Source organism: Flavobacterium sp., assembly GCF_031423415.1.
GTDB lineage: Bacteria > Bacteroidota > Bacteroidia > Flavobacteriales > Flavobacteriaceae > Flavobacterium.
Window position 1 is genome coordinate 1 of record NZ_JANPFL010000041.1, and the last position, 15,560, is coordinate 15,560.

The 15,560-nt window shown below is 34.4% G+C and carries 15 protein-coding genes; 6 read left to right on the top strand and 9 right to left on the bottom strand.

Annotated elements, in window-relative coordinates:
• Window positions 1-183 precede the first annotated feature (183 nt).
• The gene (locus tag RMO83_RS04330; RefSeq protein ID WP_310558450.1) at window positions 184-879 is read right to left on the bottom strand and encodes an ABC transporter ATP-binding protein; all 696 of its coding nucleotides are present in this window, start codon (window positions 877-879) and stop codon (window positions 184-186) included.
• Window positions 880-923: 44 nt separating this feature from the next.
• On the bottom strand, window positions 924-2,387 hold the full coding sequence (locus RMO83_RS04335) for a DUF5687 family protein (protein WP_310558451.1): 1,464 nt from the start codon (window positions 2,385-2,387) through the stop codon (window positions 924-926).
• A 122-nt stretch (window positions 2,388-2,509) separates the two neighbouring features.
• On the opposite strand from RMO83_RS04335, the gene RMO83_RS04340 reads away from it, so the two are divergent.
• The 3 genes from RMO83_RS04340 (at window position 2,510) to RMO83_RS04350 (ending at window position 6,250) form a co-directional block, all read left to right on the top strand.
• On the top strand, window positions 2,510-3,562 hold the full coding sequence (locus tag RMO83_RS04340; protein WP_310558452.1) for a ferredoxin--NADP reductase: 1,053 nt from the start codon (window positions 2,510-2,512) through the stop codon (window positions 3,560-3,562).
• Between the two features lie 250 nt (window positions 3,563-3,812).
• Window positions 3,813-4,562, top strand: a complete 750-nt coding sequence (locus RMO83_RS04345; RefSeq protein WP_310558453.1) for a carbonic anhydrase family protein — start codon at window positions 3,813-3,815, stop codon at window positions 4,560-4,562.
• A 218-nt stretch (window positions 4,563-4,780) separates the two neighbouring features.
• A complete protein-coding gene (locus RMO83_RS04350) occupies window positions 4,781-6,250 on the top strand; it encodes a hypothetical protein (RefSeq protein WP_310558454.1) in 1,470 nt (489 codons plus the stop codon).
• Window positions 6,251-6,548: 298 nt separating this feature from the next.
• Here the strand turns inward: RMO83_RS04350 and RMO83_RS04355 are convergent, their stop codons facing one another.
• The 7 genes from RMO83_RS04355 to RMO83_RS04385 all read right to left on the bottom strand — a co-directional run bounded on the left by RMO83_RS04355 (window position 6,549) and on the right by RMO83_RS04385 (window position 11,257).
• The gene (locus tag RMO83_RS04355) at window positions 6,549-7,478 is read right to left on the bottom strand and encodes a DUF3078 domain-containing protein (RefSeq protein WP_310558455.1); all 930 of its coding nucleotides are present in this window, start codon (window positions 7,476-7,478) and stop codon (window positions 6,549-6,551) included.
• Window positions 7,479-7,565: 87 nt separating this feature from the next.
• A complete protein-coding gene (locus RMO83_RS04360) occupies window positions 7,566-8,075 on the bottom strand; it encodes a DUF2480 family protein (protein ID WP_310558456.1) in 510 nt (169 codons plus the stop codon).
• Window positions 8,076-8,152: 77 nt separating this feature from the next.
• Window positions 8,153-8,476, bottom strand: coding sequence for a DUF59 domain-containing protein (locus RMO83_RS04365; protein ID WP_310558457.1), 324 nt, complete (start codon window positions 8,474-8,476; stop codon window positions 8,153-8,155).
• Window positions 8,477-8,676: 200 nt separating this feature from the next.
• Window positions 8,677-9,084: a GxxExxY protein gene (locus RMO83_RS04370; RefSeq protein WP_310558458.1), complete on the bottom strand. Its 408-nt coding sequence runs from the start codon at window positions 9,082-9,084 to the stop codon at window positions 8,677-8,679.
• Window positions 9,085-9,152: 68 nt separating this feature from the next.
• The gene (locus RMO83_RS04375; RefSeq protein ID WP_310558459.1) at window positions 9,153-9,572 is read right to left on the bottom strand and encodes a SufE family protein; all 420 of its coding nucleotides are present in this window, start codon (window positions 9,570-9,572) and stop codon (window positions 9,153-9,155) included.
• Between the two features lie 23 nt (window positions 9,573-9,595).
• Window positions 9,596-10,030, bottom strand: coding sequence for a hypothetical protein (locus RMO83_RS04380; protein ID WP_310558460.1), 435 nt, complete (start codon window positions 10,028-10,030; stop codon window positions 9,596-9,598).
• A gap of 12 nt (window positions 10,031-10,042) precedes the next feature.
• Window positions 10,043-11,257 carry a cysteine desulfurase gene (locus RMO83_RS04385; protein WP_310558461.1) on the bottom strand — a complete coding sequence of 405 codons (1,215 nt, stop codon included), beginning with the start codon at window positions 11,255-11,257 and terminating at the stop codon, window positions 10,043-10,045.
• A 182-nt stretch (window positions 11,258-11,439) separates the two neighbouring features.
• On the opposite strand from RMO83_RS04385, the gene RMO83_RS04390 reads away from it, so the two are divergent.
• From RMO83_RS04390 to RMO83_RS04400, 3 genes are all read left to right on the top strand, one after another.
• Window positions 11,440-12,783, top strand: coding sequence for a serine hydrolase (locus RMO83_RS04390; protein WP_310558462.1), 1,344 nt, complete (start codon window positions 11,440-11,442; stop codon window positions 12,781-12,783).
• Window positions 12,784-12,874: 91 nt separating this feature from the next.
• Window positions 12,875-13,333, top strand: coding sequence for a 2Fe-2S iron-sulfur cluster-binding protein (locus RMO83_RS04395; RefSeq protein WP_310558463.1), 459 nt, complete (start codon window positions 12,875-12,877; stop codon window positions 13,331-13,333).
• A 3-nt stretch (window positions 13,334-13,336) separates the two neighbouring features.
• The gene (locus RMO83_RS04400; protein WP_310558464.1) at window positions 13,337-15,520 is read left to right on the top strand and encodes a molybdopterin cofactor-binding domain-containing protein; all 2,184 of its coding nucleotides are present in this window, start codon (window positions 13,337-13,339) and stop codon (window positions 15,518-15,520) included.
• Window positions 15,521-15,560 lie beyond the last annotated feature (40 nt).

The following is a 15,560-nucleotide window of genomic DNA, read 5'->3' on the forward strand; positions in this document are numbered from 1 at the left end:
AACATAGGTATAATTTTAGAAAGCTTCACTTTTACATAGTTGACATAGCTACTATGCGCAAAATGTATTTTCTATGACAATCTTTTTAACAATTTTAACAGTGATTCTATGTGGTTTAAATTTATCTTAAGTTTGTTTTCACACAAATGTCAGTAGAACCATAAAAATAAAAACGGTTAAGTATTAAACCGCAAAAAATGCTTCGAGTTCTTGCAAGGTTTCTGCTGATGTTTGAATATCTTTCACAATTTCCCCTTTATTGAGGGCAACAATTCGACTACAAACCTCAACGGTATGTTGCAAATCGTGGCTTGAAACTAAAACGGTTACATCTGGATCTTGAGCCAATTCCTTGATTATTTTTTTTAATCGGCTCACGGTGGTTGGATCTAAATTAGCAAACGGCTCATCGAGTATCACAACTTCGGGATTGCCAATGAGTGTAGCAATGATTCCCACTTTCTTTTGGTTTCCTTTAGATAAATCGCGGAGGTATTTTTTGTTTTTCAGGATTTCACCATTAAAAAATTCTTCGTGTTTAGCTAATAAAGCATCAATGTCGGCTTTGTTTTGACCGCGCAAATCGCCAATGAAATAGAAATACTCTTCGGGAGTAAGATAGCCAATCAAGAAACTTTCGTCGAGAAAAGAAGCCGTAAAGGGTTTCCAGTTTTCGCTGCTATTCACCTCAACTTCGTTGTTGATAATGTGCCCTGTTGAGGGCTGTATTAAATCCAATAACAAACTGAAAAAAGTAGTTTTTCCCGCGCCGTTATTGCCTACTAGACCAAAACTTTGTCCTTTTGGAATTTCTAAATGGTCTATTTTTAATACGGTGGTTCCGTTGTATGATTTCGAAAGGTTTTGTACGTTTATCATTTTAAAAAGTTAGAGGTTAGAGGTTAGAAGTTATAAATTAAAAATTAACCCTTTTGTTTGTATGCGTCAATGGTTTTGTATTTTTCGGTTTTGTATATTTTTTCAATTTTTGAGAAAACAATATCTCTAAAAGCAAAGCCCAAAATTCCTGCGATGGCAACAAATGCAAGTCCTAAATTAAAATTCAATATCGAAGAACCCGCCCAATATAATAAAACGGGTAACAGTAATTTGGGTAGAGAGAGCAACATTGCGCTTGTATTAAATGCTTTTTTGTCGCCAAACGCACCTTTTGTGGACTGTAAATCAATTGGTGTTTTGGTAAAAGCGCCACCAAGCAAAACCAAATGCGAATTGACACCAATATTATAAATCGCCCCAACGACAATCGTTAGATAAACCTGCCAGCCATAAATCAAATAAAATGAGGACAAAATGGTGGAAATGAATGTGGCAATAACAATAAGCCACCACTTTGAACTCAAATATCCTTTATAAGATATATTTTGTGTCATCATTAATTGATAATACGAACTATCCCAACTGGGTACAAATTGTCCGAAGGTGAATAAAAATCCACCCGAAACAAAAATTCCGGCAAAAATTCGCATCACTTCGGGTTGGTGTGAGTTTTCTCTGAAAAAGATAAATCCATAAAGTAAAAACAAAATGCTCATTACGACTGTCGTTCGTGAACGTTTGTTCCGTTTAATGAGTTTGATATCGTTCTTAAGAAATGTCCCTAAGGTTCCGAATTGGTTCAACCAAGTCAAATCCTCGGTTTTTGCTATTTCGTGTTTAGTAGAAAGTCCAGCGTCGAGATATAAATTAGTTTTTAAGTAGTTATAAGTGAAATAATACAATCCTAATAAAACCAAAACTGGCAGTAAAAACATCCACGTTGTATGGAATAATCCATCGAAAAAACCAGATGTATAATCGGTGATGGTGAAAAAGTGATAGTATTGCAAGCCAGCCAAAATCACTACTACGACTAAGAAAACGGTAAAAATATTGTCTTTATTAGTCAATATAATATTCAGGAAATTATTTATATATACTAAGGCAACCATCGCCAAATGCCACAGCATCACGCTCAACAAATCATAGCCTTCAATCAGCAAAATTACTGTGAAGGGCAGAAAGAAAAATACGTGTAGAAAATTGAAAAAAGATAAAAGTGTTTTTCCTATCGAAAAGTTAACAATTGTGGGTCTTTTGAATGGCAAAGTTAGTAAGGGTCGAATATTCATTACCGGAATTTTTTGCAACAACAATCGAATTCCCAAATCCAGTAAAAAATAGTAAATCAAGTACTTGTTTACGGTCTGTAACGGATCAAGATGCATTTCTTTTAAGCCATAAAACGCACCAATTCCAGCCATTAAAAAAATAAAAGAATACAGCACGGCTAAAAACCCCAAAATAATTTTTAGTGCCAAATTAGTACTAAACGAAGCCGATCGTATAAAAGACTTCCATTCAAGATAAAGGAATTTTAGAATCATAATTGTATCATTTGATGTTCTATTAGTTGATAAATGTAAAGAAATGTTACAAACGATTAAACTTCTAAACACTTAAACTTCGATATTTTTTTTGGTTTACTATCTTTGCAAAAAATAATCCAATGCTTTTATTCAAAAAACTCATCATTAAAGAAGTAAAACGCGAAACCGCAGCCGCAGTTTCTATACTTTTTAATGTTCCTGAGGAATTCAAACCTCATTATACTTTTATTGCCGGTCAATATGTCAATTTAAGATTAACGTTAGACGGAAAAGAAATTCGCCGGGCGTATTCTATCTGCGCTAATCCAGAAAGTGGCGAATTGAGAATTGCAGTAAAAGCCGTAAAAAGCGGTGCTTTTTCGCAATTTGCCAATACCAAACTAAAAGCGGGCGATGTCCTTGAAGTGGGGGAACCAGAAGGGGAATTTACTTTTGAGCCCGAAAGTCACCATCAAAAAAATTATGCGGCTTTTGTGGCCGGAAGCGGAATTACTCCTGCAATTTCTATTCTAAAATCGGTTTTGAAAAGCGAACCGCAAAGTTCTTTTGTATTGGTTTATGGAAATAAATCGCCAGAGGAAACCATTTTTCATCAAGAACTACACGATTTACAACTAAAATATACCGGACGATTATTTGTGCACTATGTCTTTAGTCAAGCCAAGGCCGATGGAGCACTTTTTGGTCGAATTGATAAATCAGTCGTGAATTTTGTGTTGAACAACAAACACGCAGCACTGGAATTCGACAAGTTTTATTTGTGCGGACCAGAAGAAATGATTACTAGCGTTACTAAAGTTTTAAAAGAACATAATGTAAAAGATTCGAAGATTAAATTTGAATTGTTTTCTAGTTCTACTATCGAAAACCTTGAAGCCAGTTCTCACGAAGGACACTCCAAAATCACTATTACAGTGGACGACGACGAAACAACTTTCGAAATGTCGCAAAAACAAACTATTCTCGAAGCAGCGCTCAAGCAAGGTATTGACGCTCCGTATTCTTGCCAAGGTGGGATTTGCAGCAGCTGTCTCGCCCGAGTAAAATCAGGAACTGCCGAAATGAAGAAAAATTCCATACTTTCGGATAGTGAGATTGCAGAAGGTTTGATTCTAACTTGTCAAGCGTGTCCAACCTCAGCAGAAATTGTGGTGGATTATGATGATGTCTGAAACAGTGGTCAGTGGTCAGTCCCGAGGCTTTGGGATTAGTGGTCAGTATTGAATGGATTAAATAGTTAACGAAAACTTCTCTGAAAAGGGAAGTTTTTTTGTTTTACACAGCAGTGATGTTGCATTCCTAAAAATTTAATGCGTTGTTTTAAATATAAATATATTTTATCTATTTGATTAAATAAATAAATAAAAACTTATGCATTAAAATGCTAATCTTTGCCAAGTCTAATAAAAAAAACATATTGATATGAAAATTAAATTTTTAAAAGTTGCAGTAATACTGCTTGTAATTCAATTTTTTAGTGCTTGTAGTTCAGGGAGCAAAAACATTTCTAATACTGAAAAAACCTCAAATGCAACCCAAATAGGAAGACACGTTTTAACAAAATCAGAACAAGATTTATTAACTCCAGAAAAAGTATTACAAGAATTCATAGACGGAAACAAACGTTTTGAAAGCGGAAACGTAACGCAACGTTTGCATTCTGATGAGATTAGAAAAATTGCAACCGGAGGTCAATTTCCAAAAGCAATGGTCTTGAGCTGTCTTGACAGTAGAGTACCTGTAGAAGATGTGTTTGATCAAGGTATAGGTGACGTATTTGTGGGTAGAGTTGCCGGAAACTTTGTAAATACAGACCTTTTGGGAAGTATGGAATTTGCTTGTAAAGTTGCAGGTGCTAAACTAATTATTGTAATGGGTCATCAACATTGTGGTGCCGTCAAAGGAGCGATTGACGATGTGCATCTTGGTAACATCACTGCGATGTTAGCAAATATAAAACCTGCTGTTGCAATGAGTCAAAATTTTGAAGGAGAAAAATCTTCAAAAAATGATGCCTTTGTGAAAACGGTTAATAAAAACAATATTAGAAACACCATATCTCAAATTAGAACCCACAGCGAAATTTTGAAAGAAATGGAAGATAAAAACCAAATAAAAATAGTAGGCGCTTATTACTCGCTTTTAACAGGCAAAATAGAATTTGTAGAGTAAAATTCTCTTTCTGTTTTTAATGCTATTTGCTTTTAAATAAACTAGATTCCCACAAATTAAATCAAAACTTCCTCTATACAGGAAGTTTTTTGTTTTAGAAAGTCATCATCCTATTAATACTTGCGTTTGCAAAGCAAATAGATTGAAAAATCATCGCAAAGCGTTCTGTATAGTTTGAATTTCATACCTTCCACATTTAAATTGACAATTTTACTTTTATGAAAAAACTATTGCTTTTGTTATTCGTGATATTTTCGAATATTACTTTTGCGCAGACTGAACCAAAAAAATTTAAAGACAAATTTGCAGAGTTTGAATATTACGCTAAACCTAGCAAAACCAATGATTTGTCGAAATATTTTAAGCAAAATATTAACTACACCTTACTTGAAAACTATAAATTTAAAGATACATTAAAGAAAAATAGTTCTGTAGTTCTTAGCTTTAAGCTAGACAAAAATAATAATGTGATTGATTTAGTAGTGAATTCACCATATTTGGAATTGAACTTTTTTATCAATAATGCTTTTGAAAATTATAATGTAAAAAAAATAAATATTCCTGAAAAAAGTCCTTTGAACCTTTATACATTGCAAATACTTTCACGCGAAGGCAATAAAATGGTGGTTAATTGCAGTTCGGATATTGTTTATGATCGCTTTCCTATTTTTGAAGGCTGCGAATCTAGTACCACTTTTTCTGAAACTAAATCCTGTTTCACGGCATTTTTAGAAGACCACTTTGCCAAAAACATATCCACCGACTTAATAAAAAAGGAAAAGATGCTTGGAAAATTTAACTTAAAACCAGAATTCATAGTAACCGAAAGCGGAGCAATTGAAAAGGTAAAGTGGAAAACTTCCTCAGATAGCTTACACAAAGAAACCAATAGAATTATGGCGTTATTTCCTCAAGCTAAAATACCGCCCACTCGCAACGGAAAGCCAACAAGATTATATATCAGTGAATTAACAGAATTAGAAATTCAATCCAAAAATAAAAATCATATTGAAAAAATTATAAAAGCTAAAGACACAACTTTAAATCCTAACTGCGAATTAGCACTACATTTCAAGAAATATATCACCGAAGAAGAAATTAGTAATTACATTTTACCTACTGATTGGGCAACAATCAACATCGGTTTTTCTTTGGATAAAAAACGCAAAATAATAAATCTTAAAACATCAGCTAAAAACAAAATATTGAATAAAAAGCTTGTCGGAGTTTTTAAAAAATTTCCGTTTGAAAAATTGAATATCAAACAACCAAACGTTCTAGAAAGCTATTATTATACCATTTTTACAGTAGAGAAAAAGGTTATAATTGAATGTCACGAAAAACCCAACGTGTTTTCACAAGCCTATTTTGATGAAAAATGTGGAAAATCGAATTCGCCTAAGGATTTAATAAAATGTTTTCAAAAAAAAATGCGTATTCAAATTGTTAAAAATATTAATCCTTATTTGTTTTCTGTAAGAGCAATAGTTGTTGGAAACAAAAAAAATCTTGCAGTTCAAGTTGATGTTGATGGGACGATTTCTAGAATTAGTACTTTGGGCTCTTATAATCCAACAGTGGAGGAAGAATGGGAGCGAATAAGAAAAAAAATGCCCAAAGTGTATAAACCCGCTTTTAGGAATGGAGTACCAATAAAAAATACGTATATCGTTCCGATTTCTTTTTAGCGGTAAAACTTCTTTGTAAACTTCCGTAAAAAGAAGATTTGGCTAAAAGACAACCTTATCAACTCCACCATAGAAACATTCCAATCAAGCCCTTCTTTTTTTGATAAACCCGAAGTTGCCCAGCCTTTGGGTTAATGCAAACAAGTTCAAGATGAAATAGTGGAATTCAAATTTTTAAAAACGAACAACCGATAATTTTGAAGAATAGTTACGGAAAGACGAGACCAATAGCGCAGAAAAAACCAAAATCCCTTTTGAAGTAGTATTTCAAAAGGGATTTATAGTAAAAATATAGATTTTAGAATCCGTAATTAACGCCTAAACCAAAAACTTGTCTGGTTTGAAATCCTTGAAAAGCATTGTCGTCGTAGATGGTTTGAAAAGTAAAATTTGCCGACATAGTTTTATTGACAGTCATCACAATATTCAGTTGATAATCAATATCTATGTTTTCTGGTTTATTTAAATAATTAGTATATAAATTTAATAAATTTTCCGCTGAAACGTTTTTCATTAAATTAAATTTGTAATAGGCTGAGGCATAAAATCCAAGTTCGTAACGCATACTTTCATTGGCGTTTACGCCAAAATAACTTCCATCTACATAACCCAATCCCGAAGTATAATCGTTATTTACGAAAGTGCATTTTGAGGTTAAAGGAGCCAAATTCACCTTTAAATTGTCATTTTTTTTCCAATAAAGGCCAGGTCCAAAGGTGAGGTAGGCTGGAGAGAAAAACTCAGTGTTTTCTGTTCTAGTTTGTACACCATTGACATCTTTTCCATAAATATAACCGGTAGTAAATTGGGTTCTAAAGTTTAATATGAACGAAAAATACCATTCTCCAAAAGCTTTTTTTCCATAGATACTATTGAATTCTAAACGGTCGTCTGTTTTCTTTTCGAAATCAGCATTCTTGGTTTGCAGCAGCCCGTAATTAGCAAGAATTCGGTTGTCCCAGGTTGTTTGTCTATTCTTATAATGGAACTCATAATTGAGTCCCAATGTGCCCGAAAAACTACTTTCGCCGCCAGCAGTCCAATTGTTAAAGTTAGCTTGATTGAATAAAAATGACAAATTTCCTTTTTTTGACCAACCATTTCCAGTAGTGTCGGCAAGGATTTTTGCGGCATCTTCCGTTTTTTTGATTAAATCTTTCTCGGTAGATTGAGCTTGGATAAACACAGTCGAAGCTAAAAAAGCAACGCAAAGTAGGAGTTTTTTCATTGTTGAGTTTTTGAGTTAGAAAAACAAATATAAAAAAACTCTTCAAAAACTTCAAAAACGACTTAATTTTAAAAAAACAACATTAATTTATTTTTTTGTTGCTTTGAATAATGGCACCGCCGAACAAGCCTCGCCATACATAATGCTTCTGGCAAAAGGTTGTAAATATTGGGCAGCCAAAATATAAGCACGCATTGGAACTGGTTTTTTCGAGCAGCCTTTTACTATTACAGGTTTGTTGTTATATGCTGCATAATCTATTTTGGAAAGGATTTCTTCGTACAAAGCCGCATCCAAATCTTCTATACTTCCGTTGACGGTTTTCTTGGCAAAAGGAGCCAATTGAATTGCCACCAAAATAGAAGCCCAAGCCGGGAAAATCGCGTCGGTGCTACAATGAATAGCTACATATTGGTCTTTGTATTGTGACCAATCGTGTTGTTGCAAATGTGCTCTAAAATCTTTTTCTTTCAACAAAAAACCTTCCAGAAACCATTGCGAAATATCAATTTGCACACGAATTCCCTTTGGATAATAATCTTCAAGATCGAAAACTTCCAAAGCGCTATTGGCTACTTTATTTACAATTTCTTCCATTTTGAAAAGTTTATGGTTTGTAGTTTATAGTTTGTTGTTTTCAACCACAAACGATAAACCACAAACAAAATAACTGTTTAAAGCATTCCCAATTCTAATTTGGCTTCTTCACTCATCAAATCTTTGTTCCAAGGCGGATCGAATGTAATTTCCACTTCGGCACCTTTGATGTGTTCGATAGATTTTACTTTTTCTTCTACTTCTCTAGGCAAACTTTCGGCCACAGGACAGTTAGGAGAAGTTAGTGTCATCAAGATTTTTACTTCAAAATCAGTGCTGACCATTACATCGTAAATCAACCCCAATTCATAAATATCAACAGGAATCTCTGGATCGTATATGGTTTTAAGTTTTGCTACGATAGCGATTCCTAATTCGTTAGTGTCTATTGCTTGTTCCATAATTTTTTATTTTAACCTGATTACAATTTAAAGGTTTGTTTTTTTGAACCATATAAGGCATTGAAGGTCATATAAGGTTGTTGTTTTGAATCGTTTATTTTAAGAAAATTGGCAGTCAACTAAAAATTTAATTTTATAAATATTTTATCATAATTAACCTAACTTATATGGACTTCAAAATCTTGAATGGTTGATTTTTTTTACTCTTCTAAATATCTATATAATTCGTTTACATAGGATTTTTGTCCCTCTTTAAAAATATGCGTTACATTGAAATTAATAATTAACCCCATTGGAACTTCTAAAAGTTTCATATAAGTTAAAAGTTGAGCTTCGTGAATTGGCAAAACTTTTTCAATTGCTTTTAATTCTACGACAAGACTTTTTTCTACAAACAAGTCACATCTTAATCCTGCCTCCACCTCTAATCCTTTATAATTTACTGGAATAATTAATTCCGTTTGAAAATCAAATCCTTTTATTGTTAATTCTTTTTTCAAACAACTATGATAAACACTTTCTAAAAGCCCAGGTCCAAGATGTTTGTGAACTTCTATTGCACAGCCGTTAACTTGATAAATCAAATTTTTCAGATATGTTTTTGTCATAATTATTTAAATTTCAAACTTGTAAACCTCAACTTATATGACCTTAAATGCCTTATATGGTTAATAGATTATTTTTTTGCATCGAATGCCAAGGCATACATTTTTATATTTTTTATCATCGAAACCAATCCGTTGGCTCGTGTGGGTGATAAATGTTCTTTTAAACCAATTTCGTCAATAAAATCCATATCAGCATTCAGGATATCCGAAGATTTTTGGTTCGAAAAAACCCGAATCAAAATAGCGATAATTCCTTTGGTCAAAATCGCATCGCTATCAGCCGTAAAGATAATTTTGTCATCGTTTTGTTCGCCTTTTAGCCAAACTTTTGATTGACATCCTTTGATAATATTATCGTCTGTTTTGAATTCTTCTTCGATTAAAGGAAGCTTTTTTCCTAAATCTATAATGTATTCATAGCGTTGCATCCAGTCGTCGAACATCGAAAACTCGTCTATGATTTTGTCTTGTATTTTTTTAATGTTCATATTATGCTGAATTTATTTCAGTATTATTCTTTTTTAGCGAATGAATTTATTTTGTCAACTATTTTTTTGATTTCAATTGGGGGAATCCCGTGATCAAAAGCTTCAGTCTTATATGTTTTGTCTTTGTAAACCACTTTTAAATTGGCGATTGCCGCACCATCGTGAAAGCGTTTTTCGGTCGGTGCTTTTAAGGTGGCTAAATTATCCAAGTCTAAAGTTTCAAAATAACCGACTAATTCTTTCCACTCTTCATCTGAAATCTTCATAGCGACTGGTTTATCATTTCCACTTCTATCTTTTGAAACAGAAACCATTTGGTCCTGAATCGTTACTTTTTGATAAAAACCTCTCGTGTTGGCGGTATATTCTAAAACAGCGGTTTTCAAATCATTTTTATTTTGACTTGAACAACCTTTGCCAAGAAATATACTCAAAAAAATCATTGTAAATAGTTTCATTTTTTCTTATTTTTAAGACAACATCATTTGTGCTTTTTTCACGGCTTCAACCATAACATCAATTTCTTCTTTGGTATTATAAAAAGAAAAACTTGCTCTAATGGTTCCCGGAATTTTGAAAAAGTCCATAACAGGCTGAGCACAATGATGTCCTGTTCGAACCGCAATTCCTAATTTATCAACAATTGTTCCAATATCATAAGGATGAATTTCACCAACATTAAACGAAATTACAGATGTTTTTGCTGCGGCTGTGCCATAGATTTTCAAACCTTCAATTTCCAACAATCGCTGTGTTCCATATTCTACCAATTCTTTTTCCTGTTGTTGAATGTTGTCAAAACCAACAGAATTCATATAATCCACAGCGGTACCTAAAACAATTCCTCCTGCAATATTAGGCGTTCCTGCTTCAAATTTGTGAGGTAATTCAGCATAAGTGGTTTTTTCGAAAGTCACTTCTTTTATCATTTCACCACCACCTTGATATGGCGGTAATTTATTGAGCCAAGCTTCTTTTCCGTATAAAATCCCAACCCCTGTTGGGCCACAAATTTTATGTCCTGAAAAAACATAGAAATCACAATCCAAAGCTTGAACATCGGGTTTCAAATGCGGAACGGCTTGTGCTCCGTCTATCAAAACCGCTGCGCCAAATTCGTGGGCTTTGTCAATCATATATTTTATGGGATTAATAGTTCCCAAAGCATTCGAAATATGATTTACAGTGACAATTTTGGTTTTATCCGACAACAATTTATCGTATTCGGACATAATCAATTCCCCGTTTTCATTCATCGGAATCACTTTCAAAATGGCGCCAGTTTTCTCGCACAACATCTGCCAAGGCACAATATTGCTATGGTGTTCCATTGCCGAAACCAAAACTTCATCACCTGATTTTAGTATCAAAGCAAAACCATTGGCAACAGCATTAATACTATGGGTAGTTCCCGAAGTAAAAATCACTTCATGTGTGAATTGGGCATTGATATGATTTTGGATTTTACCACGCGATATTTCATAAGCGTCGGTTGCCAATTGGCTCAAAGTATGCACGCCACGATGAATGTTGGCGTTGATTTCTTGGTAATATTTGGCAATCGCATCAATCACAATTTGTGGTTTTTGCGAAGTGGCTCCGTTGTCGAAATAGACCAATGGTTTTCCGTTGATTGTTCTGGAAAGTATTGGAAAATCGGCTCTAACTTTATTGATATCTAACATTGTCTTATTTAGAATTTTTCTAAATACAAAAGTAATAAAACTTCAAGGGATTATTAATAAACAGTTGTTAATAATTACACCATATAAGGCATTTAAGGGAATATAAGAAAAACTTAAATGAACTTAAATGCCTTATATGGTAAAAAATGTATCTTGCAGTAAATTATCAATTTATCTTTCTAATGAAAAAAATATTTAAAATTCTTGGTGTAACACTTTTAGTGCTTTTAGTTTATTTTGGCTATACGACTTATCCCAAACTGGATTTAATTTCTGGATTTTCGGCTAAAAGTATGGCTTCGGGACATTTTATCGACCATCGTTCGCAAGAACTTATCGAAAAAAACGACAATGACATTGAACTGATAACCTTGTCCAAAAACAAAATTGACGAAAACGGTAAATTTACCACTTCTTCTGTTTATGGATTGAAGGAACGAAAAGCTATTTACCGAGAAGGTTTGGGAGCGACATTAATCAATGATGATTTTGATGCTTTAAAACCCTATGAAGTTCCCAAAAGAACAATAATAAAAAACAATTTGCCTTTTCCTTATGGTAACAACGAACCGAAAGACACCGTTTTTGCCACTATCGACTATACAAAATTGAATGCGGCTGTCTCTAACGCTTTTGATGTGAAAGGAGAAAAATTGAAAAGAACACGTTCGGTTATCGTAATTTACAAAGACAAAATCATTGCCGAAAAATACGCGCCAGGAATTGACAAAAACTCTAAAATATTAGGTTGGTCGATGACAAAAAGCATTACCGCTACATTATATGGAATTTTACAAAAACAAGGAAAATTAGACATTAACAAGCCCGCTCCAATCCCCGAATGGGAAAAAGATGAACGAGCAAAAATAACTATTAATGATTTGCTTCATATGAACTCTGGCTTGGAATGGGAAGAGAAATATGATAAAATTTGTGATGCTACCCAAATGCTTTTTCAAGCAGAAGATATGAGCCAATCACAGTTAGTAAAACCTGCACAATTCAAACCGAACACGCATTGGAATTATTCCTCAGGAACGTCTAATTTATTATCAGGAATTTTGCGAAAACAATTCAAAACGCATCAGGAATATTTAGATTTTTGGTATGCCGCTTTGATAGACAAAATCGGGATGAACTCGATGGTGGTCGAAACGGATATGGCGGGAAATTATGTAGGTTCGTCTTACGGCTGGGCAACGACAAGGGATTGGGCAAAATTTGGATTACTGTATTTGCACAAAGGCAATTGGAACGGGGAGCAACTATTTGACGAAAGTTGGGCAAAATATGTAGCTACACCAACAGTTGGTTCTAAAGGAGATTATGGCGCACATTTTTGGCTCAATGCTGGAGGACATTATCCCAATGCGCCGCGAGATATGTTTTCTGCCAATGGTTTTCAGGGACAAAAAGTGTTTATTATTCCGTCACAGGATTTGGTTATTGTGCGAATGGGTTTGACAGAAGATGCCAAGTTTGATTTTGATGGGTTGTTGAAAGGGATTGTGGACTCTTTTCACTAGAACAAGAAAATTTTAAACAACACAAACTGTTATCTATTAGTATCTTAAAAAGAATTAAATTGCATATTCTTTAAACCTCAAAAAAGCAACTATGATTACACTATTTATCAACAAGAAAAAATATACTATTGAGGCAGATCCTGAAATGCCTTTATTGTGGGCTATTCGTGATAGTATCGGACTTACCGGAACTAAATATGGTTGCGGAATAGGTTCTTGTGGAGCTTGCAAAGTACTAGTTGACAATGTGGCAACTTATTCGTGTTTGACACCCGTTGCAACAGTAGTTGGTACCGAAATAACAACTATTGAAGGAACTTCTGAAAATTTGCAATTGCTTCAAAAAGCTTGGGAAGAATTGAATGTTCCCCAATGTGGATATTGTCAACCGGGACAATTAATAGCGGCTACCTATTTACTCAATTTTAATGAAAAGATCACTGATACAGACATAGACGATGCTATGAGTGGAAATATTTGTCGTTGCGGAACCTATCAACGAATTAAAGATGCTATAAAGTATGCCGTTGAACATAAAAAAGTGAAATAGAAGATGAGTGAAATACAAAACATAAGTCGTAGAAATTTTATAAAAAATATCGGACTTGCTTCAGGAGGATTGATTCTTGCCTCAAACTATACCTTATTTGCAAATGAAATTGGAAATCAAGCGGTAAGAGAATTTATTCCCAATCTTTTTGTGCAATTAAACTCAGATGGAAGTGTAATTCTAGTAGCTTCCCGTTCAGAAATGGGAAATGGAGTTAGAACATCCTTAACTTCTGTTGTGGCCGATGAAATGGAGGCAGATTGGAATAGAATTACCGTAAAACAAGCAGTTGGAGACGCAAAATATGGCGATCAGAACACGGACGGGTCTAGAAGCGTTACCGATTTTTATGAAACGATGCGAAAAATGGGAGCAATGGCTCGAATGATGCTTATTTCTGCTGCGGCAAAAAAATGGCAAGTTCCTGAAAGCGAATGTACAGCCCAAAATCATTTTATTATACATTCCAGTGGCAAAACTATAGGATTTGGTGATCTTGTAGAGTTGGTACAAACGCTTCCTGTACCAACAAATATTATTTTAAAAGATCCAAAAAACTTTAAATATATTGGCAAAACGCTAAAAGGTATCGATGTCAAAGATTTTTCAAATGGAAGTGCTATTTATGGTTTAGACAAACGCTTACCCAATATGAAATTTGTTGCTATTGCAAGATGCCCTGTAACTTTTGGTACCGTTAAGTCATTTAACAAAACAGCAGCAATGAAAATTCGTGGGGTGGAAGATGTAATTGAAATTCCTCGAATAGAAAGACCTTTTGGAGCTTTAGGAGGTATTGCAGTTATTGCGTCCAATACTTGGGCTGCTTTCAAAGGCAAAGAGGCACTTGAAATTGAATGGAATTATGGCAAAAACGAAAGTTATGACTCCGAAAAATACATGAATGAAATTACCGAAAGAGTCCATAAATCGGGTAAAGTTGAAAAGGAAATTGGCGATGTCAACAAAGCTTTTAGCGAAGCTACAAAAGTAGTAGAAAGCACTTTTCAATTGCCTCATTTAGCACACACTCCTATGGAAGTTCCAAATGCTGTTGCTTGGGTGCAAGGCGATACTTGCGAAGTTTGGGCACCAACTCAATCTCCACAAACTGCAAGAGAAGAAGTTTTTACTTATTTGGGCACAACAATAGATAAAGTCACAATAAATGTTACCTTTTTAGGAGGAGGATTTGGTCGAAAATCAAAACCCGATTATATTGTAGAAGCCGTTATGGTTTCAAAAGCTATAAATGCACCTGTTCAAGTGATTTGGACACGCGAAGACGATATTCAACACGGCTATTACCATACAGTGAGTGCGCAATATCTCAAAGCCTCACTGGATTCTCAGGGTAATGTGACAGGTTGGCTGCATCGATCGGCTTTTCCGTCGATTGCATCAACATTTGAACCGGGAACAGATTATCCAGCAGGATGGGAAGCTTCCACGGCTTCGGATGTTCCTTTTGCTATTAGAAATTTCAAAACGGAATCAGGTCAAGCTCCGGCATTGGTTCGAATAGGTTGGATGCGATCCGTAATCAATATATTACACGGTTTTTCTATCAATGTTTTTGTCGATGAATTGGCTCACGCTGCCCAACAAGACCCAATTGAATTTAGACTAAAATTAATTGGTGAAGACCGAATTGAAGACACCAAAGATTCTATAAAATACAACACCGCTCGCCTTAAATACGTATTGAAAAAGGTTGCCAAAAATGCCAATTGGGACAAACCTTTACCCAAAGGGCATGCTTATGGAGTTGCCGTTCAATACAGTTTTTATTCTTATGTAGCTTCAATAGTTGAGGTTTCAATGGTTGAGAATAAAGTAAAAGTGCACAATGTCTATACCGTTATCGATTGTGGAACTGCAGTAAACAGAGACACTATAAAATCGCAAATGGAAGGCGCTGCAATCTTTGGAATGTCAATAGCTTATTACGGAAAAATAACAGCAAAAGACGGAGCAATTGAACAAAGCAATTTTGCTGATTGTCGACTTATTCGAATGAACGAATCTCCAACTGTTCATGTTGAAATAGTAGAAAGCACCGACAAGCCTACTGGAGTTGGCGAACCGGGCGTTCCTGTAATTGCGCCAGCTATTATCAATGCGATATTTAAACTGACGGGGAAACGATATTATAATTTACCATTGAGTGATTATGATCTTGTTTAGGAGTTGAGCCAATAATATTCTCCAATTTAAATTTATTTGT